At 42.4% G+C, this 25,898-nt stretch carries 19 protein-coding genes; 7 read left to right on the plus strand and 12 right to left on the minus strand.

Going from position 1 to position 25,898, the window contains the following annotated elements:
* Positions 1-68: 68 nt before the first annotated feature.
* The 3 genes from scpA to AC5EF3_RS08130 are packed head-to-tail and all read right to left on the minus strand — an operon-like array spanning position 69 to position 5,754.
* Complete coding sequence (gene scpA / locus AC5EF3_RS08120) at positions 69-2,207, minus strand: methylmalonyl-CoA mutase (protein ID WP_493547670.1); 2,139 nt, start codon at positions 2,205-2,207, stop codon at positions 69-71.
* Positions 2,204-4,225 carry an acetyl-CoA carboxylase biotin carboxylase subunit gene (locus AC5EF3_RS08125; RefSeq protein ID WP_493547671.1) on the minus strand — a complete coding sequence of 674 codons (2,022 nt, stop codon included), beginning with the start codon at positions 4,223-4,225 and terminating at the stop codon, positions 2,204-2,206. Before AC5EF3_RS08125 ends, scpA begins: the two co-directional genes overlap by 4 nt.
* Complete coding sequence (locus tag AC5EF3_RS08130; protein ID WP_493547672.1) at positions 4,222-5,754, minus strand: acyl-CoA carboxylase subunit beta; 1,533 nt, start codon at positions 5,752-5,754, stop codon at positions 4,222-4,224. Before AC5EF3_RS08130 ends, AC5EF3_RS08125 begins: the two co-directional genes overlap by 4 nt.
* Before the next feature lie 125 nt (positions 5,755-5,879).
* Between AC5EF3_RS08130 and AC5EF3_RS08135 the strand changes: the two genes are divergently transcribed.
* Together AC5EF3_RS08135 and AC5EF3_RS08140 are read left to right on the plus strand one after the other, a co-directional pair.
* Entirely contained in the window at positions 5,880-7,289 is a 1,410-nt protein-coding gene (locus tag AC5EF3_RS08135) for a helix-turn-helix domain-containing protein (protein WP_493547673.1), read from the plus strand.
* A 318-nt stretch (positions 7,290-7,607) separates the two neighbouring features.
* Positions 7,608-8,738: an iron-containing alcohol dehydrogenase gene (locus AC5EF3_RS08140; RefSeq protein WP_493547713.1), complete on the plus strand. Its 1,131-nt coding sequence runs from the start codon at positions 7,608-7,610 to the stop codon at positions 8,736-8,738.
* Positions 8,739-8,857: 119 nt separating this feature from the next.
* On the opposite strand, the gene AC5EF3_RS08145 is transcribed toward AC5EF3_RS08140, so the two are convergent.
* The 5 genes from AC5EF3_RS08145 to AC5EF3_RS08165 all read right to left on the minus strand — a co-directional run bounded on the left by AC5EF3_RS08145 (position 8,858) and on the right by AC5EF3_RS08165 (position 17,136).
* Complete coding sequence (locus AC5EF3_RS08145) at positions 8,858-9,766, minus strand: hypothetical protein (RefSeq protein WP_493547674.1); 909 nt, start codon at positions 9,764-9,766, stop codon at positions 8,858-8,860.
* A gap of 64 nt (positions 9,767-9,830) precedes the next feature.
* Entirely contained in the window at positions 9,831-12,503 is a 2,673-nt protein-coding gene (locus tag AC5EF3_RS08150) for a TonB-dependent receptor (RefSeq protein ID WP_493547675.1), read from the minus strand.
* Between the two features lie 124 nt (positions 12,504-12,627).
* Complete coding sequence (locus tag AC5EF3_RS08155) at positions 12,628-15,573, minus strand: TonB-dependent receptor (RefSeq protein WP_493547676.1); 2,946 nt, start codon at positions 15,571-15,573, stop codon at positions 12,628-12,630.
* Positions 15,574-15,619: 46 nt separating this feature from the next.
* Complete coding sequence (locus AC5EF3_RS08160; RefSeq protein WP_493547677.1) at positions 15,620-16,600, minus strand: FecR family protein; 981 nt, start codon at positions 16,598-16,600, stop codon at positions 15,620-15,622.
* Complete coding sequence (locus tag AC5EF3_RS08165; protein ID WP_083773117.1) at positions 16,597-17,136, minus strand: RNA polymerase sigma factor; 540 nt, start codon at positions 17,134-17,136, stop codon at positions 16,597-16,599. Before AC5EF3_RS08165 ends, AC5EF3_RS08160 begins: the two co-directional genes overlap by 4 nt.
* 447 nt (positions 17,137-17,583) lie before the next feature.
* Here AC5EF3_RS08165 and AC5EF3_RS08170 point away from each other — a divergent pair, with 447 nt between their 5' ends.
* From AC5EF3_RS08170 to AC5EF3_RS08190, 5 genes are all read left to right on the plus strand, one after another.
* Complete coding sequence (locus AC5EF3_RS08170; RefSeq protein ID WP_493547678.1) at positions 17,584-19,566, plus strand: TonB-dependent receptor domain-containing protein; 1,983 nt, start codon at positions 17,584-17,586, stop codon at positions 19,564-19,566.
* Positions 19,567-19,666: 100 nt separating this feature from the next.
* Positions 19,667-20,335: a MotA/TolQ/ExbB proton channel family protein gene (locus tag AC5EF3_RS08175; protein ID WP_493547679.1), complete on the plus strand. Its 669-nt coding sequence runs from the start codon at positions 19,667-19,669 to the stop codon at positions 20,333-20,335.
* A complete protein-coding gene (locus tag AC5EF3_RS08180) occupies positions 20,325-20,711 on the plus strand; it encodes a biopolymer transporter ExbD (RefSeq protein ID WP_493547680.1) in 387 nt (128 codons plus the stop codon). The genes AC5EF3_RS08175 and AC5EF3_RS08180 overlap by 11 nt, the downstream gene beginning before the upstream one ends.
* Entirely contained in the window at positions 20,708-21,091 is a 384-nt protein-coding gene (locus AC5EF3_RS08185) for an ExbD/TolR family protein (RefSeq protein WP_493547681.1), read from the plus strand. Before AC5EF3_RS08180 ends, AC5EF3_RS08185 begins: the two co-directional genes overlap by 4 nt.
* Positions 21,088-21,969 carry a TonB family protein gene (locus AC5EF3_RS08190; RefSeq protein WP_493547682.1) on the plus strand — a complete coding sequence of 294 codons (882 nt, stop codon included), beginning with the start codon at positions 21,088-21,090 and terminating at the stop codon, positions 21,967-21,969. The genes AC5EF3_RS08185 and AC5EF3_RS08190 overlap by 4 nt, the downstream gene beginning before the upstream one ends.
* Before the next feature lie 165 nt (positions 21,970-22,134).
* Here the strand turns inward: AC5EF3_RS08190 and AC5EF3_RS08195 are convergent, their stop codons facing one another.
* The 4 genes from AC5EF3_RS08195 to AC5EF3_RS08210 form a co-directional block, all read right to left on the minus strand.
* A complete protein-coding gene (locus AC5EF3_RS08195) occupies positions 22,135-22,683 on the minus strand; it encodes an EF-hand domain-containing protein (protein ID WP_493547683.1) in 549 nt (182 codons plus the stop codon).
* Positions 22,684-22,714: 31 nt separating this feature from the next.
* Positions 22,715-23,518, minus strand: coding sequence for a DUF4198 domain-containing protein (locus tag AC5EF3_RS08200; RefSeq protein ID WP_015827313.1), 804 nt, complete (start codon positions 23,516-23,518; stop codon positions 22,715-22,717).
* Positions 23,519-23,620: 102 nt separating this feature from the next.
* On the minus strand, positions 23,621-24,259 hold the full coding sequence (locus tag AC5EF3_RS08205) for a PepSY-associated TM helix domain-containing protein (protein WP_493547684.1): 639 nt from the start codon (positions 24,257-24,259) through the stop codon (positions 23,621-23,623).
* The gene (locus AC5EF3_RS08210; RefSeq protein WP_493547685.1) at positions 24,256-25,800 is read right to left on the minus strand and encodes a DUF2271 domain-containing protein; all 1,545 of its coding nucleotides are present in this window, start codon (positions 25,798-25,800) and stop codon (positions 24,256-24,258) included. Before AC5EF3_RS08210 ends, AC5EF3_RS08205 begins: the two co-directional genes overlap by 4 nt.
* Positions 25,801-25,898: the final 98 nt, after the last annotated feature.

Here is a 25,898-nt window from a genome sequence, read left to right on the forward strand (position 1 = left end):
CCAGAAGATTGGTCCATCCAGATTGTAAGGCCACAGAAAAAGCTTGAAATAATCCAGTTACTCGAAATTCAAGTGTTTCTACTTTTACCAGATATTGCAGCAAAAACTGAATACGCAGCATCTAGTACATTCGTTCCAGGACCAAAGATATCTGTAACACCAGCCTCTTTTAAAAAACTGTAATCTTGTTCTGGAATTACTCCTCCAACAAATATTTTTATATCTTCTCGACTTAACTTCTTAAGAACATCTATTAATTCTGGAACCAACGTCTTGTGCCCGGCGGCTAACGAAGAAATACCAATAGCATCAACTTCACTGATAATTGCAAGCTCAGCGACTTCATCTGGTGTTGAGAATAGATCTGTCATGTTCACCCCAAATCCCAAATCAGCAAAAGCGGTCGCAATAATTTTTGCGCCACGGTCATGTCCATCTTGCCCCATTTTTGCGATCAAAATTCGTGGTGCTATGCCCTTTTCATGCTCATATTTTTGTATATTAGCTTGAATATTTATATAAATGGGATCTTCTTTAAATGCATCTGAATACACGCCCTTTATCACACGTGTAATAGGTTGGTGCCGCCCAAACACGTCTTCCAAAGCGTTAGAAATTTCACCCAATGTAGCCCTCGCTCTCGCGCACTCAACGGCCGCTCTTAAAATGTTTCCATTCCCGTTTTCAGCGATATATTTCAACTTTTCTAACGTTGAGTTACATGCTTGTGAATCTCGAACAACCTTTACTTTATTTATACGACTAATTTGGCTTTTACGAACAGCTGCATTATCTATTTCAAGAATATTAATCGGATCTTCTTCTTCCAACCGATATTTATTCACCCCGATAACAACATCTTCCCCTTTGTCGACACGGGCTTGTCTCTTCGCAGCGGCCTCTTCAATCTTCAGTTTCGGCAAACCTTTTTCAATAGCTTTCGTCATGCCACCTTCAGCTTCAATCTCATTGATCATATCCCATGCCTGATCAACTAAGCCTTGTGTAAGTGCCTCAACATAAAATGACCCTCCCAACGGATCTACCACGTCAGTCACACCTGTTTCATGTTGTAAAATCAATTGAGTATTGCGAGCAATCCTAGCTGATGTTTCAGTTGGCAACGCAATAGCTTCATCGAAACTATTTGTATGCAATGATTGAGTGCCACCTAAAACTGCTGCCATTGCTTCGTAAGCGGTTCGCACAACATTATTGTATGGATCTTGTTCCGTCAAAGAAACCCCAGAGGTTTGACAATGCGTCCTAAGCATTTTTGATCTTTCAGATTTTGCTCCTAGATTTGTCATAATCTTTGACCATATCTGACGTGCAGCCCTTAATTTGGCTGCCTCCATGAACACATTCATGCCTATACAGAAGAAAAAAGATAAACGCCCAGCAAACGCATCAATATCCAAACCTTTCTTCTTAGCTTCCCTTACATACTCCATTCCATCTGCAAGTGTAAAAGCCAACTCTTGCGCCAATGTAGCCCCTGCTTCCTGCATATGATACCCAGAAATGGAAATGGAATTATATTTGGGCATGTCTTGAGAAGTGTATTCGATGATGTCCCCAATAATCCGCATGCTAAACTCAGGCGGGTAAATAAACGTATTCCTCACCATAAACTCTTTAAGAATGTCATTCTGGATCGTTCCCGAGAGCCTAGAGCGATCAACACCTTGCTCTTCCCCTGCAACAATAAACATTGCTAACACAGGTATAACTGCACCATTCATAGTCATTGAGACAGACATTTCATCCAACGGAATACCGTCAAACAATATTTTCATGTCTTCTACAGTATCAATTGCAACGCCGGCTTTCCCTACATCACCTGCAACTCGAGGATGATCAGAATCATATCCTCGATGAGTTGCTAGATCGAATGCAACTGATAATCCTTTTTGACCAGCTTTTAGATTTTTTCTATAAAACGCATTACTCTCTTCAGCGGTAGAAAATCCAGCATACTGGCGGATCGTCCATGGTTGATTCGCATACATAGTGGCGCGTACACCACGCGTATAAGGTTCAAATCCCGGCAGTTCTTTTTCAATGGAATCTGGAACATCTCGTTTCGTATAAACTGGTTTTATCTTAATCCCTTCAGGAGTTGTTTTATTCAAGTCATCAATTTCGCGTCCCCGCAACTCTTTAGCACCCAGCTCATACCAATCTTCTAATGTTGGGACGTTCATTTCACGAACTCCATAATAACATCATCCACCGCTAAATTCTCACCAGATTTGACGCTTATTTTGGATATGACGCCTTTCCTCTCCGCACGCAGAGTATTTTCCATTTTCATCGCTTCAACAACCGCAAGTGCCTGACCATCTTGTACTTCTTGCCCCTCATCGACGAGAATAGACACAACAACTCCCGGCATTGGACATAATAGCAAGTCCGAAGTATCCAGCGGCATTTTTATAGGCATTAATTTTGCCAATTCACCGCCACGTTCCGTTCTTACTTTGACATCATATTCACATCCACGATGCCATATAAAAAAACCTTCAGGGCGAGGTTTAACATGGAAGCTGAAGCTCTCCCCATCGACGACAGCTTGCATCAGAGGCTGACCAGGTGACCAGTCTGTTGATATCTGATGATATTGAGAGTTTTCAACACCTTCATCTGTTATTTGGGAAACATATCGACCATCTTTACGATCAATATCTATATTTAAGGCCTGATCACCAACCTCCACTTTCCAACATTGAGAAACTTGTCGATGGTGATTAGCTATGCTCCCAGATATTTGAGCTGCTCTCTGTTCTTTGAGCATCTGCATCAATGTGCAAATCGCGCCAATTTTTCTCTCACTATCTTTAGTAGACACCCCTCCTTCAAAACCATCGGGGTATTCTTCGGCGATAAAAGCTGTCGTTATATTTCCACTTTCAAAGCGAGGGTGGTCATACACAGCCTGCAAGAAGGGAATATTGTGACCAATTCCTTCAAGTTCAAATATATCAAGTGCAGACCTCATTGCCCTTATACTTTCTGCTCTTCCTTTTCCCCACGAACATAGCTTTGCGATCATTGGATCATAGAACATCGAAATTTCACCGCCTTCATATACGCCGGTATCATTTCGAATAATCGTACCATCCATATACAAACCTTCTTGAGGCGGCCTGTATCTTTTTAAACGACCAATAGATGGTAAAAAATTACGGTATGGATCTTCAGCATAAATGCGGCTTTCCATCGCCCAACCATTTAATTTCACATCACTTTGTTTAATGTTCAATTCATCGCCATTAGCTGAGCGGATCATTTGTTCCACAAGGTCCACTCCAGTAATCAACTCTGTCACCGGGTGTTCAACTTGAAGCCTTGTATTCATTTCTAAAAAATAGAAATTTTTGTCACCATCAACAATAAACTCAACAGTACCTGCACTGTCGTAATTAACTGCACGCGCTAGAGAAACAGCTTCTTCACCCATAGCTTTACGTGTAGCTTCGTCCAAAAATGGAGATGGCGCTTCTTCAATTACTTTTTGGTTGCGGCGCTGGATAGAACATTCACGTTCACCTAAATAGATGATGTTTCCATGCTTATCACCCAATACTTGAATCTCTATGTGTCGAGGCTGAGTTACAAATTTTTCGATAAAAATCCGGTCATCGCCAAAGCTGCTCTTGGCTTCGTTTTTAGAAGACTGAAAACCCTCTCTCGCTTCTTCATCATTCCAAGCAATGCGCATTCCCTTACCACCGCCACCGGCGGAGGCTTTAATCATTACCGGATATCCAATTTTATTAGATATTTTAACAGCGGCATCTGAGTTCTCGATCAAGCCCATATGTCCCGGCACCGTTGAAACGCCAGCTTGTTGAGCCAATTTTTTTGATGTTATTTTATCCCCCATAGCTTCGATAGCTTTGGGGTTTGGCCCAATAAAAGCGACCTTCAATTTGGCAAGCTTTTTCGAGAACTCAGAATTTTCAGAGAGGAAACCATATCCAGGGTGCACAGCATCTGCACCCGATTGTTTAATCGCCTCTATAATCTTATCAATCACAATATATGATTGATTAGCCGGTGGTGGGCCAATATGAATAGCTTCATCGGCCATTTCAACATGTAGTGCATTTTTGTCTGCGTCAGAATAAACAGCAACGGTTTTAATTCCCATTTTTTTAGCTGTTTTGATGACCCGACAAGCAATTTCACCTCTATTTGCAATGAGTATTTTCTTAATCATAGAGGTAAATTTCCGTGTTTTTTCCATGGGTTACTGATTTTCTTATCTTTCAGTAATGCAAATGCCCGACTAATCCGCCGTCTCGTGTTATGTGGTTGAATGACGTCATCAATGTAACCACGCTCAGCTGCCCTAAATGGAGACAAAAACGTCTCTTCAAAGTCAGCAATATGCTGGGCTGTTTTGTCTTCATTTTTTAGATCCTGACGATGCAAAACTTCAACAGCCCCTTTAGCGCCCATAACTGCGATTTGAGCAGTCGGCCAAGCATAGTTGATATCCCCACGCAAATGCTTGGATGCCATTACGCAATAAGCACCCCCAAACGCTTTACGCGTAATCACTGTCACCTTAGGAACAGTCGCTTCACCATATGCATATAGGAGTTTGGCACCATGTTTGATGACGCCGCCATACTCTTGAGAAAGCCCAGGTAAAAATCCAGGCACGTCTACGAATGTTAAAACTGGAATTTCAAAACAATCACAAAAACGAACAAACCTTGCAGCTTTACGTGACGCATCACTATCAAGGCATCCTGCCAATACTGTTGGCTGATTAGCAACGACTCCAATTGTCTGCCCCTCAATGCGAACAAACCCACAGAGTATGTTTTTCGCAAAGTCTGCCTGAATTTCAAAAAAGTCGCTTTCGTCAGCCACTTTCTCTATCAGTTCACGCATATCGTAAGGAAGGTTAGGATTTTCGGGTACAAGCGTATCTAGACTGTCTTCAATCCGGTCAGAACAATCAAAGAAAGGTCGACTTGGCGTGCCCTCTCTATTGTTGAGAGGTAGAAAGTCAAACAATCGCCGAATCTCGGCGATAGCCTCCATATCATTGTCATAGGCTCCATCTGCAACTGACGATTTGGACGTATGCGTTTTTGCGCCCCCCAATTCCTCAGCTGTTACGACTTCATTGGTGACAGTCTTGAGAACATCAGGCCCGGTTAAGAACATATATGAACTATCACGAACCATAAAAATGAAATCCGTTAACGCAGGCGAGTAGACCGCTCCTCCAGCTGATGGCCCCATAATTACACTTATTTGCGGGATAACGCCCGAAGCAAGTATATTGTTCTGGAAGACATCGCTATATCCAGCGAGTGCTGCTACCCCTTCTTGAATCCTCGCTCCACCGGAATCGCTAAGACCAATAATAGGTGCGTTATTTTTAAGAGCCATTTCTTGAATTTTGCAGATTTTTTTTGCGTGCGTTTCAGATAAAGAACCTCCATAAACGGTAAAATCTTGCGCATACACAAACACTTTTCGCCCGTTGATCGTTCCCCATCCCGTAACAACGCCATCACCGGGGATATGGCTTTTATCCATACCAAAATCTGTTGAACGATGTTTGATGAACATATCAAACTCTTCAAAGCTATCGACATCAAGCAATAGCTCAAGGCGTTCGCGTGCTGTCAATTTCCCTCTGGAGTGCTGGCTGTCTATCCGCGTTTTGCCTCCACCAAGACGAGCCTCTTCGCGACGCACCGATAATTGCTCAAGTATAGATTGCATACAAATCTCCAGATCCAACTATCCGAGACGTTAATGCGCACAAGGTTAAAGGAAGAGCTTTTTCTTGCGTAATTGCATTTTTGTTGATTTAACTCAATTAACAAAAGTTGATGTACGCGAGTATTATGAAAAAACCTAAATTATTCATTGGTCACAAAATCCGAGAAGCTCGGTTAAAAAACCAGATGACGCAAAAAGCATTCGCGGAAGCTTTGAATGTCTCAACAAGTTATCTAAACCAACTTGAAAACAACCAAAGGCACGTTACCGCAGGGATATTGCTCGCACTTGCTCAAACGTTTGGACTAGACCTTAAAACTTTGGGAGGGCGTGAAAGCGACATCCTCTTCAATGAACTTAAGGAAGCTTCAAAGGATGAACTCTCTCATTTGTCGGAAATAACGGAGAGAGAGTTAGCACTCGCCGTTAAACATGCCCCCCAATTTGCGGCGGCTTATTCTCAACTTTACAAAACAGCAAACCAACTAAAACACTCATTGATAGAATTTGACCAAGCAAAAGCTGATTTGGGGTTATTCCCCACACCATATGAAGAAGTCAGAGATTATTATCACTCAATAGACAATTACATTGATGAGATTGACAAAGAGGGTGAGAAACTTTCTCAGATAACACATGATCCAACACTGCCAATATTTGATAGATTACAAAAATATCTACAAGACACCCATCAAATAAAGGTCATCTTTGGTGGCAGTGCTGATTACCCAAATTCTATTCGTTATTTCGACACATCGACAAAAACACTCCACTTAAACCCTTCCCTCCCTCGCTCTAGTCAAACCTTTCAAATCGCGTTCACCATTGCCCTGATTGAGCAAGACCAACTGCTAGACCAAATATTATCAAAACTAGAATTCAAGCATGAAGAATCCTATCAAATCTGCCGAATTGGACTGGCAAACTACTTTGCGGGAAGCGTTCTTCTTCCCTATGAAAGCTTTCTCGAAAGAGCCAGGCTCGAACGATATGATATAGACCTACTTCGTCATCACTTTGGTGCCAGTAGAGAACAAGTTTGTCACCGACTATCAACATTACAAAGACCTGGAAATTTGGGAATTCCATTCTTCTTTGCTAGAATCGATCAAGCCGGAAATATAACAAAACGCCATAGCGCAACCAAATTGCAATTTGCCCGATTTGGCTCTGCTTGCCCTCTGTGGAATGCTCACCAAGCCTTTAGCTCAGGCTCTGAAATAATTCGACAACTCGCCCAAACAAGTGACGGAGAACAATATCTCAGTTTCGCATTTGAAGTACAATCAAGGTCTGGTGGCTTCAAGGACCCCGTAAGGCGTCACGCGCTCACATTAGGCTGTGAGGTAAGTTATCTTAATCAAATCGTCTATGGCGATGGCCTAGATGCAAAAAATGAAGACAATTTCGATCCAATCGGTATTTCATGTAGGACTTGCGAACGCAAAAAATGCCACCAAAGATCCATTCCTCCATCAAGACATCAATTCAACGTCAATATTAATCAGAGAAACCTATTGCCATACGAATTATAGGGCGTTGCCTGACAGGAACGTATGAACAGAATATTTTTAAATGAAGATTTCTAAAAACTGATACGATGAAAACATACACCGTCTATTTTAAACTACCACTAAGACTAGAAAAGTTTGACTTTGATAATAACAAATACCGACAATTGAAAGGTAGAAAAAACATTTACCAAGCCGCCGCGCAATTTTGTCTCAGTATCCTTCAATTGATTGATTTTTCACTCCATATACGCTTTCTATGTCCTAAAAAGGATGAGTTTTTTACAAATACACAAGAAGGCTCATTTATAAAATAACAAATAAAAACAATCGGGACGATAAATTATGGGCTTCACATTCAAAACAACACCTCAGATTCGATTTGAACGAAATGGTGCCGCAAATATAGGTGCACTTGTGAAAAGCCGAATGTCACGCCCTCTTTTTGTGACAGATAAAGACATTCTAAAATTTGGTTTGGCTGAAACAGCCTTCAACAGCCTCAAGGAAGCTGGGGTTGAATTTGAGGTTTTTGATGGCGTGGTCGCTGATCCACCTGAAGCTGTGATAAAAGAGGCAGTCGAATTTGCCAAAACACACAACACGGACGGCGTGATTGGTTTAGGAGGTGGCTCATCATTGGATACAGCCAAACTCATCGCTGTACTTTTGAAAGGCAAACAATCCCTTCACGATATTTTTGGTGTTGATCAAGTTGAAGGCGACCGATTACCCTTAATTCTTCTTCCGACAACAGCAGGAACGGGCAGTGAAGTGACTGCTATTTCAATTGTGACAACAGAAGATGACCGTAAAGTCGGCATTGTGTCAGATCAACTCTATGCTGATGTGGCTATCGTGGACCCAGTGCTGACAATGACAGCTCCACGTAAGGTCACAGCAGCCACAGGTATAGATGCGATGGTACATGCCATCGAAGCGCATACATCTGTTAGATTGCGTAACCCTTTATCATCGACATTGGCCAAACAAGCCTTACAATTGATGTCAGCCAATTTAATCAAAGCATGTGACACTCCAGATGATATCGAAGCCAGAGAGGCTATGTGTATTGGAGCAACTTTAGCTGGGCAGGCATTTGCAAATGCACCGGTCGGCGCAGTCCACGCAATGGCATACCCGCTGGGTGCTTTATTTCATGTGCCGCATGGCGTTTCCAACGCGCTCATGCTCTCTCCTGTTCTAAAATTCAACTGTGAGAAAGCAGCCGAACAATATGCAGAATTAGGCCCTTATGTCGGTGTAAAAGCAGATGCGGATGCGTTTGTTGAAAAGATGATTGATCTTTGCAAACAAAGCGGTGTGCCACTCAAATTGCGAGATGTAGGCGTCAATCACAATGACTTACCGCGTATGGCGGAAGATGTGATTGCAAATACACGCCTCATGCAAAACAACCCCAGAGAAATGAGCTATGAGCAAGCATTGTCTCTGTACCAAGAGGTGCTTTGAGAGAATGGCTGGCCTATATAAAGGCCAGCCAATTACTATTATCTATTTGAAATAAATACGATTATAAAATCCTAAATGAGCTCACCATATCAAATTGATAAAGTGATCTGAGCTGTTTTCTAAAACTTCTGAACATGCTCAGGTAGTGCGCCAATTTGAGGAATTTCAATTTCTCGGACCATTCCTTTATGACGTTCTATCGCCCAAATTTTACGGGTATTTTTATCGGGAGAGAATGAGAAAGCCTGCGCCTCAGATTTCAGCTGAATTGTCGCCACATGTATCATGGTTGGCCCCATAGTCGGCATAGCCAATACATACATTTCCGGTTTATCATGCCCAAGAATATATAATAATCCGTCCGGTCCTAGAGCACCACCAGAAGCCGCATAAGGTGCCATTAAATCAGAGGCGTTTTTTGGGAACATCCAACCACCGGTGCGTCTCCATTTTTTATCAAAGGTTACAACGCTGGAATATTCATACCCCTTATGAGCAAGCCCGCCATTTTTAGAATAGTGAGCAAAACCAGCAATATAGCCATCTTCAATTTCGTCAAACCATGTCAACGACCCCTCATCCCGCATTCCCAAAGAATGTGTTTGGATGTGCTTTAAGGTTGTCGCATCAAAAATTTCAATTGATGATCCCATAGGGGTTTGAGAGTAATTTGAGTTCGCACACCAGATTTTTTCATAGCGTACATAACAAGAATTCATATGCCGGATCAGCCCTTTATGAGGTGCAGTAAATCGTGCAACGATTTGCCCAGTATCACGGCGGTATTTTCCAATCACAGTGTTATCTATCGGATAGAAAAAATCAGCATCCACTGCGACCCCTTGATCAGCTTCCGGAGCAACATATTCTCTCAAAGTTGTAGCGACAAATTGTTGAACTGGTGGTGGAGAATAGGTGGTGATGTCTTCAAGTTCTGTGATTGTGGTATCAAATGTTTGTTGAATTGGTGTCGAGGTTGTGCAGGCAGCAACCCCAAACGCAGCTATCAAGACAATTAAACGATGCATTGCAAATTCCTAAAAAAGTAACCCACCCCGATTCCGGGGTGGGATGATATTTTAATCGTTCGATTTAGAAGCCGTAGCTCAATCCAACATACACAGTACGACCCACATATTCAGCTTCAGTATTGCGAAGTTCAGATCTGCCTTGGAATTCAGTTGTCGGTTCGTCATTCAGGTTCACACCTTCAACAAAGACTTTGAAATTTTCCATGACTTCATATGATGCTTTTGCATCCCAACGACCAAACTCACCTTGATCCAAATTAAAGTCTGAATCTGATAAATTAATATCAGTTGCAAAGCTATCATTGTAAGCATAGCTCACTGAAGCATCGATACCGTGGTTTTGATAAAAAGCAGAGAATGCGTAGGAACGTTCCGCCTGATTTAGCAATGGCAAAGTTTCACCATTCACTTCCGTTTCACCATCAAGGAATGTTGCAGAAACAGATGCACCAAAACCGGCTAGCGATGCAGGCAAGAAATCATCAAATTGAGTTTGAGCAATAAGCTCAAGACCTTTCAATTCACTTGAACCTGCATTTTGAGTTGTAGACACATTCAGCTCTTCAAGCCCAAGACCATCTACATCAATAGCACCGTTCAACCCACGAGCTGCAAGCGCTGCATTGATTTCAGAAACACCATTATATTTTTCGGAAAGACCAACAATGTCATTGGAGATATCCTTTATAAATACAGAAGCTGAAAGCAAAGTAAGTTCGTTTGGATACCACTCAATAGATGCATCATAATTCCAAGAAACACGTGCCTCTAGGTCTGGATTACCAATATTAAGAGACCCTTGCCCTGCTTCATCTGAGAAGGAAGAACGCGGTGCAATTTGATCAAATTCAGGACGCCCCAGCGCACGTGTCACAGAACCGCGAACTTTCAGGCTATCGGTAACATCCCAATTGGCTAACAATGCTGGAAGTATGTTGATGTAATCACCACCATCCTCAACTTCTTGAGCGTTGCCATCAACAAAGAGATATCCTGAGCTATCAATGTCTGTGGCTTCTACGCGAACACCACCGATTAACTCAACACCGCCAAAATCATGACTTCCCATCACATAACCAGCTAATACGTTTTCAGTTATGCCATAATCAGATGCAAATTCAGATGAGAAATTATTGCCTTCGTTTAGTTCAAAAAATTCTGCATTATTTGGGTCTGCAATAAATGCATTCATTGCATCGATATCCATAAGGATATTAGGACGACAACCACTTTCAATACAGTTTGTGAATGCACCATTTGTGAAACTATCTGATGATCCCAGATTCAGATCGGATGCGCCGCCATCATAACGTGTGAGACTGTAATCCCATTCACGTTCAGTGCTTCGATACTTCATACCCGTTTTAAATTGGGTTTGATCATTCATGTCCCAAGTGACATTAAATTGCGCAGCAAGCGTGTCTTCTTCCATAGAACTATTTTGAAAGCGCGCACGGTCAAAATTGATAAAGCTTGGATCTTGGCGGTCCGGTGTACCAGCATCAGGTGTGATGGTGACGAGACCATCGCCATTGATTGTGAAAGTGTTTGGACCAAAATCCTCACCAGTTTCCCATTCCCAATAGGAATAAGGCTCTTCTAAGCTATTGGAACCAGAGTTTACTTCATAATCTATAGTCAAAGCATCTACGATATTCTCACCACCAATAGCAAAAGTGAAAACTTCTTTTTCAGGTTTTTCTAGGCGAATATTGGCTTGGATAGCGTTTTCACCAGACGTTCCTGATTCAGCACTTGTGAACACAATATCATTGTCAAAAACTTCGGCATAACGATTGCGGTGCTGAAACTCTTCCCAAGTTGCATAAAACCCACGTGCGAAATATTTTGAGTTATCTGTCGGACGAAACTCAAGAACCCCATTTAGGTTTAAACGCTTACGTCCAATAACATAGTAATTGTTCTTAACAGCTTCAGGCGCATATCCACCTACAGAATTTGCCGCTGCATCAGCATCATATTTTGCCCAATCATCCTGATAAAAACCAGGCGCAATATATTCACGGTCTGAAAGAGAGCCAGCAATCAACCATCCAAATTTTTTATCATCAGTCTTACCAGCAAGAGTGGCATCCAAACCATACGGGTTTGTTCCACCATATGCGTTATCTTGTGGTTCAATTTCTTCAAACCCGTAACGAACATTTGCATAACCATAGAAGTTTTCTTCACGGTCAAACGGAGATTTTGTCTCGACATTAACCGTACCACCAATACCTTGTGCATCCATGTCAGGTGTTGGGGCTTTGATCACCTGAACAGCGCCCAGCACACCGCCGGCAATGATATCTAGAGGCGCTTGACGCCCACCGCCTTCGACTTCTGGGGACCCAAGGTTTGCACCATTAATTGTGACATTATTAAGCGATGGGTTGATACCGCGAATTTGAACATAACGCCCCTCACCTTTTTCAACGAGCATGGATACACCCGCAAGCCTGTTTAGGCTTTCACCCACATTCTTATCTGGCAATTGACCAAGTTCATCCGCACTTAAAGCCTCAATGATTTGAGATGCGTCGCGCTTGTCCATGATGCCCTGCTTACGTGAAAGAAGAGAACCTTCAATCACAATCGTGTCCATCATTGATGTTTCGTCTTCTGTGGACTGAACGTTCTCTTGCGCGAAAGCGGGCAAGGTAAAAGCTGTAGAAAGCGCTAAAATAGATGTTTTAATCAGAGCCGTCTTCAAGACTAGGTTTTTCTTAGACATGGTATCCCCTCAGGTATAAATCAGAGCGGATCAATCGCGCTCCAACCTTTAAGACGGAAGGAATTTCGCGATCTGTTTGACAGTTTTATGAAATGAAGTTTCGACCTCACGGATCAGAAAAATTCTAAAACCCGTAGCTCAACCCAAGATAAACAGTGCGTCCTACATATTCATGCTCAGTGTTCCAGCTTTCTCGACTGCCCTGAAACTCTGTTGTGGGTTCATTGTTGAGATTAACGCCTTCAAGAAATAATTTGACCCCATCGTTAAACGTGTATGAGAGCTTAGCATCCCAACGCCCAAATTCGCCTTGGCTTAAATTATCGTTTGGATTGTCATGATCAAAACGCGTCAGATAACTGTCATTATAGGCATAGGAAATGGAGGCATCTGTCTTTTTATTTTGGTATAAGAAAGACAATGCATATGTGTGATCAGCTTGATTTAGCAATGGAAATGATTGCCCATCAATTATTGTTTCGCCATCTAAAATGGTTGCATTTGCCGCTATGCTAAAACCACGAAAGAGGGATGGAAGGACAGAATCCAACCTTGTATTTAGCCCTAATTCTATGCCGGTCAAACGGCTACTTCCAGCATTGATAAATGATTGTATTTGTAGATTATCTAATCCACTTATCTGGGCATCGCTAATAATGTCTAATCCGCGCACATTCAATTCTGAACGAATATTATCTTCGCCGGCAATTGTTTGTGAAATCTCTACAATGTCGTCAGAAATATCTTTGTGAAACACATTCACATACAGCAATGACAAATCATTTGGATACCATTCAAAAGATGCATCATAATTCCATGATACACGCGCACTGAGATCAGGATTTCCTATCTGTAAGACTTCTCCTGCCTCATTCTCATACAAGTAAGAACGAGGTGCGATATCTGTATAATCTGGACGCCCTATTGCGCGAGATACGCTGGTGCGGACAAGCAGATTATCGTGCAAATTCCAAGTCGCGATAAGACTTGGCAACCAATTTGTATAATTGTCATTCTGTTTGATTAGTTTAGCTTCACCATCTGAAAGCAAATAGCCGGATGTTTCTACTTGCGTTGATTCAACGCGTAGCCCTGCAATTATATCAACAAATGAAATCGCCTTTTTACCCATAAGATATAGCGCAAAAACATCTTCCTCTACCATGTAATCAGATGAAAACTCAGCCTGAAACTCCCCTTCTTCATCAAGCTGAAAATAGATAGAATTTGCGGCGTCAGCATAGAATGCTTCTAAGGCGTTGATGTCCAATAATATGTTGGGGGCGCAAAGGCTCTTATTGCAGTTTTCAAACGCGCTATGTGTGAAATTTGAGGAAGTTGCCAGATTCAATTGCGATATTCCAGAGAGGTAAACCGGCTCTGAGAAATCTCGTTCACGGTGCGTTGAGCGATATTTAATGCCCGTTTTCAATGATGTATCAGCGCTGGAGAACCATTCTAAATCTCCACGAAAAGATGAAGATGTCTCCTTCATCTCACTTTCCAAACGATCAAGCGTCTCTAATTTAAAATAAGTCGGTGATTGTCGGTCCAACGCTTCTTCTTGCGGCGTCAGATGCACAATCCCTTTTGCATCTATGATGAAACTTTCTGGACCAAGAATAGGATCTGTTGCAAACTTCCAAAATACATTTGGTTCGGATATCTGATTCTGGTTTGAGTTCAATTTATAACTCAAAACGAGGTTATCAAGATGATGTTCACCACCGCCAGCAATGGAAAATATCGTCTTTTTTGGTTCTTCAAGCCTCAGGTTTAGATTTGCGGCTACATTCTCCACTTCGCCAGTAGTAGGCGTAGTGAAGCTAAGCTCTTGTCCCAAAACTTCTTCATAGCGATTGCGATGCTGAAACTCCTCCCAGCGCGCCCAAAATGTTGTGGCATAAAATCTGTTTGTGTCATTTGGCCGATATTCTAAAACGCTGTTCAAATTGCGTCTTTTGCGGCCAATCACATAATAATTATTTTTGATCAGATTCGGAATTGTCCCAGTCTTATCTCCTGTTTCAGACCTGATCTGAGACCAATCATCTTGGTAAATACCTGAAGCAACATATTCTCTTTCAGACATGGCTCCCGAAAATAACATCCCCCACTTTTGATCGCTGGATTTTGTCGACAATGTCGTTTCCAAAGCAAACGGATCAGACCCTCCATACGAATTCTCTAATGCTGAAATCTCTTCAAACCCATATTTAGCAGATACTTGCCCATCAAAATGACTGCTGCGGTCAAAAGGTGATTTTGTTTCGACATCCAACGTTCCACCGATACCCTGCCCATCCATATCGGGTGTTCGGACTTTTCGGATAACAACGCCGTCAACCACACCACTGGCAATCATATCCAATGGTGCCTGACGACCGCCGCTCTCTGTCTCTGGCGAGCCAATATTGGTTCCGTTTAGGGTTATATTATTAAGTGTTGGGTTGATGCCGCGAATTTGGAAATAACGTCCCTCTCCCTTTTCAACCAACATAGATACGCCAGGAAGCCGATTTATACTTTCACCGATATTGTTGGAGGGAATCTGTCCCAATTCATCGCTAAAGACACTTTCAGTAATTGTATCACTTATGCGTTTGTTTTTCAGTGATCGAATATTTGACAGCATACTCCCCTTAAGGAGAACTGTATCCAGCACAAGTGGATCTAACCCTGTAAGAGCGATTGCTGAGCTCTGATCATTACCCTTATTGGCTAAAATTTCTGAGGGAAGCTGTGGGGCACTATTCTCTTCAGAATCTATTGTAATAGCTTCAATTATGTAAGAGCCAAGCTTATCTTGGTGAAATCGTAATTGAGAGCCAGACAGGGCAGCTTCTAAAGCTTCTTGCGTCGTGAACTGCCCCACAACATAACCATTTGTTTTGTGGGCGGTGTCCTTATTCCTAAAAACCACATCAACATCATAGATCTTGGCAATTTCAAGGAGTTGGTCTGACAATAAGTCAGGCTTTAAATCTAACCAAACTGTATCTTCTGCATGAGCAGGCAAAACAACATTGATACAAACGACACTCGCCGCCAGAAATAAATTCCGAAACATGCAAAGCCCCTCTTACATGCCTCTTATTATTCCAGAACTGTGTCAGTTATTTATCAGTCGCTTCGGTTCTTGAAATTTCGACCTCTCCTAGTGTGTTTTTATGCACGTCGAGGCTGAAAAGCTCAGCTAAAGTATCAGAGAAAGCGTCTGGACCAGTAATTTCATACACGCCGGATACTTTCTCTGCTCCTAAATCAGGGTCATTCAGGATAATTCCGGCCTCAAAATAGCGATTAAATTCATCCACGACTTCAGAAAGCGACACATTGTCGAAATAGAGTTTATTTTCTCGCCACAGCGCGATTTTGCTTTCATCGATTGGGGCCAACTCCAAACGTCTGTCTTTCAAATCAAATGAAGCAATATTCCCCCTGCCAACCGCTGTGACCACATCATCATAATGTATCTCAACCGAACCAGTTTCAACGCTTAGGTCTACTTTGTTCTCCTGTTTATCAATTTCAAAAGACGTCCCTTTAACGACGAACTGCACGTCACCGGAATCAATGATGAATGGTTTGGATTTATCATGAGCGACATCCAAAAACACGCGACCACTCTTTAACGCCATCAAACGAGAGGATGATGACTGTTCAAAAATAGCTTCGGACTTACTGTCCAACCAGATACGGCTCGTATCCGCCAGTTCGTAATTATCAACTCTGCTTTGGGTTGCCTCCAGATGTATTGGAGCCTGTTGGTCATCGTTTCTGCCAATTTGAGGCACGAGAATGATAGCTATCGCTAATCCAGCAGCGATCAAAGCGCCCCATTTTGTATATGGTGTGGACCGTTTAGGCTTGCGATTAAAGGCAATGACCTGACCTGTATTTTCGGCTTTTTGTTCAGCGAGAGATAAAAGCGCATAATATTGAGCAAGCGCTTCTGTTGCCATTTCATCTTTTGCCAACCATGCCTCAAACTGAATTTGTTGACTGTCGTCTAAACCGACTTCTAACAGGTTCGCCCAATCAACAGCTTCAGCCAGAATTTGTTCTGAAATCACTTTATTCTTATTTATTGTCATGATTTTGCCCAGACATAATTCATTAGTTTTGTATGCGACCTGTTGATGAGTTTCCTCACCCGCGCAATCGAAACATCTAGCTCCTCAGCTACTTGAGGCAATGTTCTTGATTGAACACGATGTAATTCAAAAGCATCACGTTCATCTTGCGGCAATTTTTGCAACCCTTCCTCAAAGCGACGATAGGATTCTTTGCCAGCAAGCTTATCATCAAGAGAGGTATCATCATTTGTCAGCGCTAAATCATAGATGGGAACATGCATTCCCGACTTCCGAGTGTGCGACGCCCTAAACCAATCAGACACTAAATTTGAAGCCATTGCGAACAAATACCCTTGGACGTTTCTACGTTCGCCTTCGATAGAAGAGGTAGTCAGAATTCTAGCTGCTAAATCATTTAAGCAATCTTCAGCATCTTGGTCAGAGGGCAATCTGGACCTTAAAAACCTTTTTAAAGCAGGTCGCAAGCTCAAATAAGATCGCATAAGATCGCTTTGAGTTTCCATCCTGTGTACTTTCTCTACTAACTGGACCATCCAACCCGCTTCGTCTGAACTCGCTTTTTAACAATTTGCAACTGTTTCAGATGGCAAATGACCAGCTAAATCTACAATTCACAAAACCTTCACACAAGGAGACAGTTTTCATCCGTCTTACATTCTTGAGGTGATATAATTTTGCTTTGATGATTTTTGATCTTCTAAATATCCATTTAGTTTGACGCGATTTCATACTGCCAAATTCAACCGCGCTTTAACCAATCCTATTTCCGAATCTAGAAGGGCAGTACCAAAACTTACCTTCCACTGAAAATAGTAAAGTCGATCAGCCTCTCGTTTTTAGGTCGTTAAAATTTTAAATATCTAGCTTTTTCCGCATATTTGAGAATAATTCGCAGTTGCATATGCGCTACGAAAAGAGTAGACCCTCCTCACGGCCACATGAGAATGATTATTAATTGCCTTTTGGGCAAGAGGGATAAAATGATAAAGAAACTGGTATTTCAAAGCGCAACCGCTATGGCCGTAGCATTGGCAGCACATCAAGTTGCATCGGCACAAGAGATTGAAAACACATCAGCGCAAGTATCCGATGGGGAATTTCTAGGGACACTTACTTTGGGGGAAAGTAAGCGTGACGTCCAAACAGATACCGCGACGCCCATCACAACAATTGATCAAGAGGAAATCGAAGACCGCCAAGCAGGCACAATTGCTGAATTAATTGACTCTGTGCCCGGTGTTTCACTTGTGAACGGCTCGACCCCGTCTGGATCAGGTATCAATATTCGTGGTTTCGGTGCAAACGGCACCTACGGTACGGATCAAAAAGTAGCCATTCAAATTGATGGTGCCAGCGTCGGTTCTGAAGAATTATATCGCATTGGAACGCAGCTTTATACTGATCCAGCTTTATTCAAGAGTGTAGATGTCATTCGCGGAACGGTAGGTAGTTTCGAATACGGATCAGGTATTGTCGGTGGTGTCGTCAAACTATCAACAATTGATGCCTCTGACATGATTAAAGACGGCAATAGCTTCGGATTCCGCCAAACACTCGGTTACGCCTCCAATGGCAATGGTTTCAATTCTTCAAGTACTCTCGCACTTCAACCCACAGAAGGCTTTGAACTACTCGGAAACTTCTCTTGGAAAGAGCAAGAGATTCAAACAGACGGTAGCGGCAATGATATTACCAATACAGAATTTGAACTACCTTCATATTTGTTGAAAGCTAAATACAGCGCCGGATCACACAGTCTCGCTGCTAGCTATACACAATCTAATTCAACTGACCGTGATGTGCCATATGACTCATTTGGTCTATCAGGCGGCGGATTTGGTAATGTTGATAGAGATATCTCAACACAATCAGCGTCTTTGACATACAACTATGCGCCTGAAGAAAATGATCTAATTGATCTAGATGTTATACTTACTTATGCAAACCAAGAGATTGATCAGGAAAGTGTGAACCCTGGCGGATTTGCAGTTATCAATGCAGATCACCAATATGAAACAACAAAACTGACGGTCAAAAACACCTTTAATCTAGGTACTGAATCAATTGATCATGATCTAAGAATTGGTGCAGAAATAATCCAGAAAGATCGGCTTGATGCATCTTCTGCACCCGGCGGAACGGATGATCGAGTCGCACTATTCCTTGTTGATACAATCGACTTGCTAAATGGATGGAGCTTCTCTCCGGCTGTTCGCTATGAAACATCCACTATTGATGGCACACTCAATGATGATAGCGAGATTTCATACGAAAATGATGCATTAATGGGCGGCGCATCATTACGATATGAATTCTCTTCCGGATTTGCACTATTTGGGAGCTATGCACACACTGAAAACCTCCCAATTCTTGATGACCTAGAAAACGCTGTATACATGGAGCAGCCAGAGGTTGCTGACACATATGAAATCGGTACATCTTATGATCGAAGCAACCTTTTCACTGAAAATGACAATCTGTCATTTAAGCTAAACTATTTCGATACAACGCTTGAAGATGTGACCTCATACTCAGGTGTCACAGAAGTTGGTCTAACAGGATTTGAACTTGAAACATCTTATGCTCTTTCGAGCGGTTTCTACTCTGATTTGAACGCAACCATTTTTGATGCAGATGAAACGACAAGCTCTGGCAATCAAGTTGATTGGCGAAATTCTATCGCAGACAATGTACGCTTCACCCTCGGGAAACGCTTTGGCAGACTCATAGATGTAAGTGGTGAGATCGTCGCCGTTGATGAACTCGATACAAATGGCACAATCGATACTGGATATGTAACTGCGAATTTGCGCACCACCATTACGCCCCAAAACGGCTTCTTGGAAGGCTCTTCATTGCGGATTGGACTAGAGAACGCTCTAGACCAAAAATACACTCCAGCAATAGCGACACGTCCTGCGATCGGTCGCAATTTGAAAGTGACCATCTCAAAAGCGTTCTAATTTAGAAACGAAAACAGGAGCGACCAACACAGGGTCTGCTCCTGTTTTCAACATTCATATCTTAGAGCAATTCTTATGCATCCAATCGGAAATTCGCAAAATGACTTCAGGTAGTTCTTACTTTAGCTCTTTTGGTAAAATTTATGAAATGGGCGGGCCTGTGCTCGTTATTCTGGCTCTAACCTCAGTCCTTACATTCACGCTGATCCTTTATAAACTTTGGCAATTTTATACCAATGAGATTGGTCGACACAAATTACTAAAGCAAGCCTTATTTCAATGGGATAATGGGCTGAAAGATCCAGCAAAAAGTGCGCTTGAGCCGAGCAAGCATTGTCTAATGCCCATGATACAATTGGGTATGTCGCTTCATGGCCGTGAGAACATCAGCAAACGATTAGAATCTGAGGCTGAACAAGCTTTTCAACCATTTGAACGAGGGTTTCGAACGTTGGATATGGTTGCACAACTCGCGCCCCTACTCGGCCTTTTTGGAACCGTTCTTGGGATGATCGAAGCTTTCAGAGCATTGCAAGGCGCAGGCTCCCAAGTTGACCCAGCCATTCTTGCGGGTGGTATTTGGGTTGCTCTCATGACGACTGCTGCGGGATTAGCCGTCGCAATGCCGACATCAATTGCACTCTCTTGGTTTGAGGCACAAATGGACAATGAACGTCGCTTTGCTGAGCACGCCATATCCACACTAGACACCCCTCAAGCTGCAGAACCTCAAATCAATACAGCAGAGGTTTCGCAATATGGCGCTTAAACGTGCGTATGTCCGCAAGCGAACATCAATTACATCACTCATAGATGTAATTTTTCTTCTGCTGCTTTTTTTCATGCTGGCATCCACATTCACAAAGTTCTCAGAAATCGAAATCAGCAGCGGTTCTCAATCGACATCATCTGTTCAAAATGAAGACATAATACGGCTCAATATCGGCGCTCAAAAAGTAACGTTAAACACGAGCGAGCAGTCTGATGATTTAGCTTACAGACATATTCGAGCTTTAAAGGCGAAGGGCCGAACTTTAATTGCAATATCGGTAAACGAAGATGTTTCAACCCAGAGACTGACAACGGTATTAACTCAGCTAAATGGCATTGATGGACTTCAGATAAATGTAATGGAGCCGCAATGAGAAAAGTTCAACGCGCCTCCAAACGTGAACCGATCATATCATTGATCAATATCGTTTTTCTGATCTTGATTTTTTTCATGGTCGCCGGCTCGCTTTCTGGTCCCAAACATGACTCTTTGGAATTCACTCAAACATCAGATCTAGAATGCTGTGTTCCTCCTGATGCGCTCATAATATTGCAAGACAATTCGCTATCTCATGAAGGGCAGGACAATGTTAGCTTGCATCAATACCTACAGAGCCAGCCACCTGAAACCTCGGTGATAAAAATCCTTCCCGACAAAAACCTACCAGCGCGTGACCTATTAAGTCGGATCAAAGAAATTAAGACTCAGGGCGCTTTCCAGATAGTTATAATGACGGAGAATATTTCCCAATGACCCGTTCTAAAATTTTAAAAGCGAGCGTTTGTTTTACATTTGCCTGCTCTGCACATGCTAGTCTGCTCATAATTACCCCGCAAGCAGAACCAGAAACGGCGTTAGTCGCTGGTAGTTCGATGAGTGTAAATTGGAATAGTTCTTTCAACATCCCTCACTCAGTTGAAGCAACCCCATCTACGAAAGCAGACGACACAGAGGAGCCTACCCAAAAAAGCCCACCTCCACCTCGCAAACAGATCAAGGACACAAAAACATCAATCAAACCTCCGGCAGCCAAATCAAAGCCGCCTGAGCCTGTAGAATTAAAGCCAGAAATTCCACAGGATAAGATTGCAATTCCCAAGCTTCCTGCAACGCCTCTACCGAAAACCAAAGCTGCAGTTAAAGAGAGCGTGGAGACACCCCCAACATCCAAACAAACATCTCAAACCGACACGACAAAAACGAACGACCCCGAAAATGCAAAAGATGCAGGTAAAACCTCATCATCCGCAGCAACACATAAAAAACATCCCAATGATGAAACCAAATTGGCAGCATCAAAAGCACAAAACTTCTCTAGTGCAGCCACACAATCAGCACACCGCAAACACAATAACACAGCAGTCGGCAACGCGGCAGAAAGCAATTATAAAGGTCTGGTATTGCAGCACTTAGCACGGCGCAAAAAACCGCGTGCAACCAGCCCTGGCTCAGCATTCGTTGCATTCACCATTACACAAGACGGTCAGATTGAAGCAATTTCGATTTCAAAAAGTTCGGGATCAAACCGGTTTGATAGAGAAGCTTTGAAATTAATACGCAGGGCAAGTCCATTTCCCCTTCCTCCCAACAAAGCAAAAACTAGCTTTACGGTGGAAATAAAAGGCAAATAGAGGTCTTAGCACCTCTCATATGTATCCAACTTATTCTATGCCTCAAAACAAAGGGTTCTAATCACGGCCACAGTGACTAGAACCCTCATTTTGTCGCTGCAATTATATGAAAACATTCATGATAATCGCAGCCACAATTTCAAACTGATTTACAACCGCAAATTTTTAATAAGCGTCTTTTTCGTCAACTTCATTGACGACACCATCAGCATTTGAATCTAAACGACTAAACATACGAACACCTGAAGCTTGGAATTCTTCTCGGGTGAGAATGCCATCTTTATCCGCATCCAGAATACCAAAACGCACATATGCTTGCTTTAACTGCCTGTCACGTTGCTCAGCTAAGTCCTGAGCTAAACGGGCTTCATATTCAGCAACATACTCATCAACGAGAACCTGCTCGTCACTATTCGGGTCACGTGCATCAAAACCAGCGTCACGTACTTTTTTATACTCTTCCTGACTGACATTTCCGTCTCCATCTGCATCATATGCATTGTAGAAATCAGCCTTTGAATGCCCACCACCTTTGGACACACGTTTTGGTTTTGCATTTTCTTTAGCTTTTGATTTTGTTTCACTTTTTGCACCAGTTACAGTTTCGGCGACTTCAACAGCTTCAGGAGCAGAAGCTGCAAGATCTGTTGTCGCACATGCTGCTAAAGCAAAAACAGGTACTGCCCCTAAAAGGACGGATTTTAGAATATTCATAGGATTACCCCGATAATTAAGAATGATTTGATTAGCGTGTGACTTCGAAGGTCAGAGAGGTTGAATAGCTTCGAATATCTGTTTCCGAACCTGCAGGTGCCTCAGCACGATGACGTGTGTACAGCAGATATACGCCAGGTTGCTCAAGGCTAAGATCTAGAATCCCATCTGAGTTTGTTGTGACTTGTTTCTTACCTTTATCATCGGAATAATGACCACCTTCACGCAGTAATTCCATGTCCTGATCAGCCATTGGCTGGCCATCAAAAGTCACTTTTAATTGAAAGCTTTCACCGACATACAATTCATTGGGGTGGCTCAGTGGATGAAATACCAAGCGGCCAATAGTTTCATTCACAGCACTATCTGTTGGTGCCCCTTTAGAAACATAAACATTGGCAACAGTCGCGGTTTGTGAGGTTACAAATGTCTCACCTTCGGCTAGCTCAACCTCAGCACCATTTTCACCGCGAGCAGCTTTAAGCTCTCCCGTTGCAGTTTGAATCATCTTACCTTTCCGGCCAAGACGCTCTCCCGTTGAAAATTTATAAGTTCCTGATTGGCTTATGGTATTTTCAAGAATTGTCGTTTGTTTCAATTCTACAACATTGTCATATGAATAGCGCACACCATTGGGCGCGATATAATGCCAATCACCTGATTTCACACCGACTTCAGGGTTTGAAAAATCTTCAGTGAATGAAGACTCAATTGTGATATTCTTACCTTGAGTAAAATCAAATGCATTAGGCCTCATAAAAGACGTATGTGCATATGCAGATGTGCTGCCCAAACACCAAATCCCGACACTAATCAAAGCCATTTTTTTAAACATAGAATTCTCTCCAATTTCTCCTAAACGTTCTTGTCAGACATATTTTGAGAATGCAAGTCATTATCATTATTTACATAGGCAAAATCATTGAATTTTTCTATTTCACGATACAAAAAAGGTGAGTATCCCGATAAAGAAAATAACACTTCCCCCGACCAGCTTCATGCTTGTTACCAAACGAAAACGCATCGTGAAGAATAGGAAAAAGCCAATAAGTGAAAGCGTCATGATAAAGACAGCAATTACATCAATCACAAACCGCCAAACTTTCCCGGCCTCTTTGCCGCGATGTAGGTCACGTATAAATCCACTTACGTTTGAACGCTTTGTTTCAAGGCGAGCCAAACCTGAATTTAGATCGATATGAGCGGTCGTATCCCCTTTTACGCCTTTAAAACGCAACATGGCTTCATCTTCAAATATTTCTGCATTTGCAAATTCCCCAGAGAAATTTGAAGCTTTCCTCAAAGCACTCTCCAAAAATTCTTCTGGATTGTCTTGCGCCAAAACATGCTCAATACTCTCCATAGGTAGAGAGACTTCCTGACTTATGGGTGTCGCTTTTGTTTTCAGCCATTCCGGATGATTGAGTAGCAAGCCAGTAACAGAAAAAAACATGAGCGCCATAAATGCAAAAGCAGATAGATAGTTATGAGCCGCTCTAGCAAATTTATAGATGACCGCTTTCTTTAATTTAGGTATCCTGAACCTATGAACCAGCGTTAGCGCATTATCAGTCATGAGCTTTTAGTCTTTGAAAAATCTATAGATATTTTACCAAGCTCAGACCCTGGGTCCACCGTCCAAACATCTGCTGTATTTGAGAGATTCACTGGCAATTTTACATATTGATGTCCGCCATGCTCTCTTGAGGCTTCAATATGTAGTATGTATTCACCCTGCTCTACTGGACGCCCGTGATCATCAACACCATCCCATTCAATATCATATACTCCCGGCGGTTTGGTTGGACGGGCTACATGATCAATCACCGCTGGCTGTTTTCTGCCAACACGGCGCCAATGAACATAATTTTCTTCAATCCATCGGGGACTATCACCCAACATAAGCAAATGCTTGACCGGCTTGTTTTCAGCATCTGTCACCCAAGCAACGATATATGGATATTCATAATCACTGATATCGATTTCAGGCACGCTGTATTTTACACGCATTTTCCAATCAGGACCCCATGGATTTTCAACACCTGCCTCAGCCGCTGTAATTACCTCAACTGGTACTCTTAATCCTTCCCACCCTTTACTTTTGAAAAGCGTTCCTCCTTTAGAAAAAATAAAGGTTTCAATACCTTCGTGAGTATTTGCATAAAGGAGGCTCTGCGAAATACCCATCACAGAAAAAGCTGTCGCTAAGGCATCGGCTTCCTCAGCAGATGGTGCAATCACTGAAACATAATCAACAATTTCCTGAGGGCGACCATTAAAAGGCGACACAATATGCGAATATGTCTGCCCAGATATGTTAAAGTCTCGTCGTCCCGCACCGCTTGTCGCTATCGCAGCATTTGCAACCCGCACCAAATCGTCAGGTATTGAATTATCAGCACTATTTCCGGATGACACACCTACTTTTACAGCGCTCTCAGATAACTTTCCTATAGTGCGGATATCACCTCCGATGTTTAGGACGACACCCTGTACTCCATCTATTGCAAGTGCCGCTTGCGATGCTTTATCTATTATCTTCCCTTTAGCCACCGCTTCAACATTTAGCTCAACACCTTCGCTCAATTGTACAAAACTGTTGGATTTAATGTCGATGAAGTTATTCAAAGCAACTGCATCAAGGAGAGGTTTGATTTCAGAATCACTTGGAAGAACCCCTGATTTTTCTGAATTTTTCCAAACCTTTACAAGCTTGCCCATTCCGCAATGCAAAGCACCATTGGTTTTCTCATGCCATGCTTTGCAAGCTGTAAGCAGCTCACTTAGCTCGGATGATACTTCTAGTGATTTTCGATCGTTCAAGACAGCCAGTTCTGCATGACTATCTCTAGAGCTAAATATCTTTTCCAATCTGGATATTTCTGATCGCGCTTGCTCCCAAGCAAACTGCGCGACTTCTTGAGAGCTCGCCTCAACTGTCATTTTCACTTCAGTTCCCAAAACATGGTCAGCTTGGAAACTGTACTCATTCGCCAAGGCTGGCTGAACAATAGATGCCACCATAGCGGCTGCAATCACGCGTGAATAATTTGGAAAATACCGAGACGCCATTTTTTCTTCTTTTGAATTTAAAACATTTGACTTCGCAATGCTCACACAGGAGATTTCCCGATCGAAACACCGCCTATTTGATAACAATTCTCATTCTCATGAAGATTAGTCAACTATTGCAATTGATTATTATTCTTAATAAA

This window comes from Hirschia sp., from assembly GCF_058892565.1.

Bases quoted from the DNA above. Each gene is read 5' to 3' on its own strand.
- scpA (WP_493547670.1), bottom strand. From the start codon at position 2,207: ATGAACGTCCCAACATTAGAAGATTGGTATGAGCTGGGTGCTAAAGAG.
- AC5EF3_RS08160 (WP_493547677.1), bottom strand. From the start codon at position 16,600: ATGACAATAAATAAGAATAAAGTGATTTCAGAACAAATTCTGGCTGAA.
- AC5EF3_RS08180 (WP_493547680.1), top strand. From the start codon at position 20,325: ATGGCGCTTAAACGTGCGTATGTCCGCAAGCGAACATCAATTACATCA.
- AC5EF3_RS08150 (WP_493547675.1), bottom strand. From the start codon at position 12,503: ATGTCTAAGAAAAACCTAGTCTTGAAGACGGCTCTGATTAAAACATCT.
- AC5EF3_RS08135 (WP_493547673.1), top strand. From the start codon at position 5,880: ATGAAAAAACCTAAATTATTCATTGGTCACAAAATCCGAGAAGCTCGG.
- AC5EF3_RS08205 (WP_493547684.1), bottom strand. From the start codon at position 24,259: ATGACTGATAATGCGCTAACGCTGGTTCATAGGTTCAGGATACCTAAA.
- AC5EF3_RS08155 (WP_493547676.1), bottom strand. From the start codon at position 15,573: ATGTTTCGGAATTTATTTCTGGCGGCGAGTGTCGTTTGTATCAATGTT.
- AC5EF3_RS08165 (WP_083773117.1), bottom strand. From the start codon at position 17,136: ATGGTCCAGTTAGTAGAGAAAGTACACAGGATGGAAACTCAAAGCGAT.
- AC5EF3_RS08200 (WP_015827313.1), bottom strand. From the start codon at position 23,518: ATGTTTAAAAAAATGGCTTTGATTAGTGTCGGGATTTGGTGTTTGGGC.
- AC5EF3_RS08190 (WP_493547682.1), top strand. From the start codon at position 21,088: ATGACCCGTTCTAAAATTTTAAAAGCGAGCGTTTGTTTTACATTTGCC.
- AC5EF3_RS08170 (WP_493547678.1), top strand. From the start codon at position 17,584: ATGATAAAGAAACTGGTATTTCAAAGCGCAACCGCTATGGCCGTAGCA.
- AC5EF3_RS08185 (WP_493547681.1), top strand. From the start codon at position 20,708: ATGAGAAAAGTTCAACGCGCCTCCAAACGTGAACCGATCATATCATTG.
- AC5EF3_RS08125 (WP_493547671.1), bottom strand. From the start codon at position 4,225: ATGATTAAGAAAATACTCATTGCAAATAGAGGTGAAATTGCTTGTCGG.
- AC5EF3_RS08130 (WP_493547672.1), bottom strand. From the start codon at position 5,754: ATGCAATCTATACTTGAGCAATTATCGGTGCGTCGCGAAGAGGCTCGT.
- AC5EF3_RS08195 (WP_493547683.1), bottom strand. From the start codon at position 22,683: ATGAATATTCTAAAATCCGTCCTTTTAGGGGCAGTACCTGTTTTTGCT.
- AC5EF3_RS08175 (WP_493547679.1), top strand. From the start codon at position 19,667: ATGACTTCAGGTAGTTCTTACTTTAGCTCTTTTGGTAAAATTTATGAA.
- AC5EF3_RS08145 (WP_493547674.1), bottom strand. From the start codon at position 9,766: ATGCATCGTTTAATTGTCTTGATAGCTGCGTTTGGGGTTGCTGCCTGC.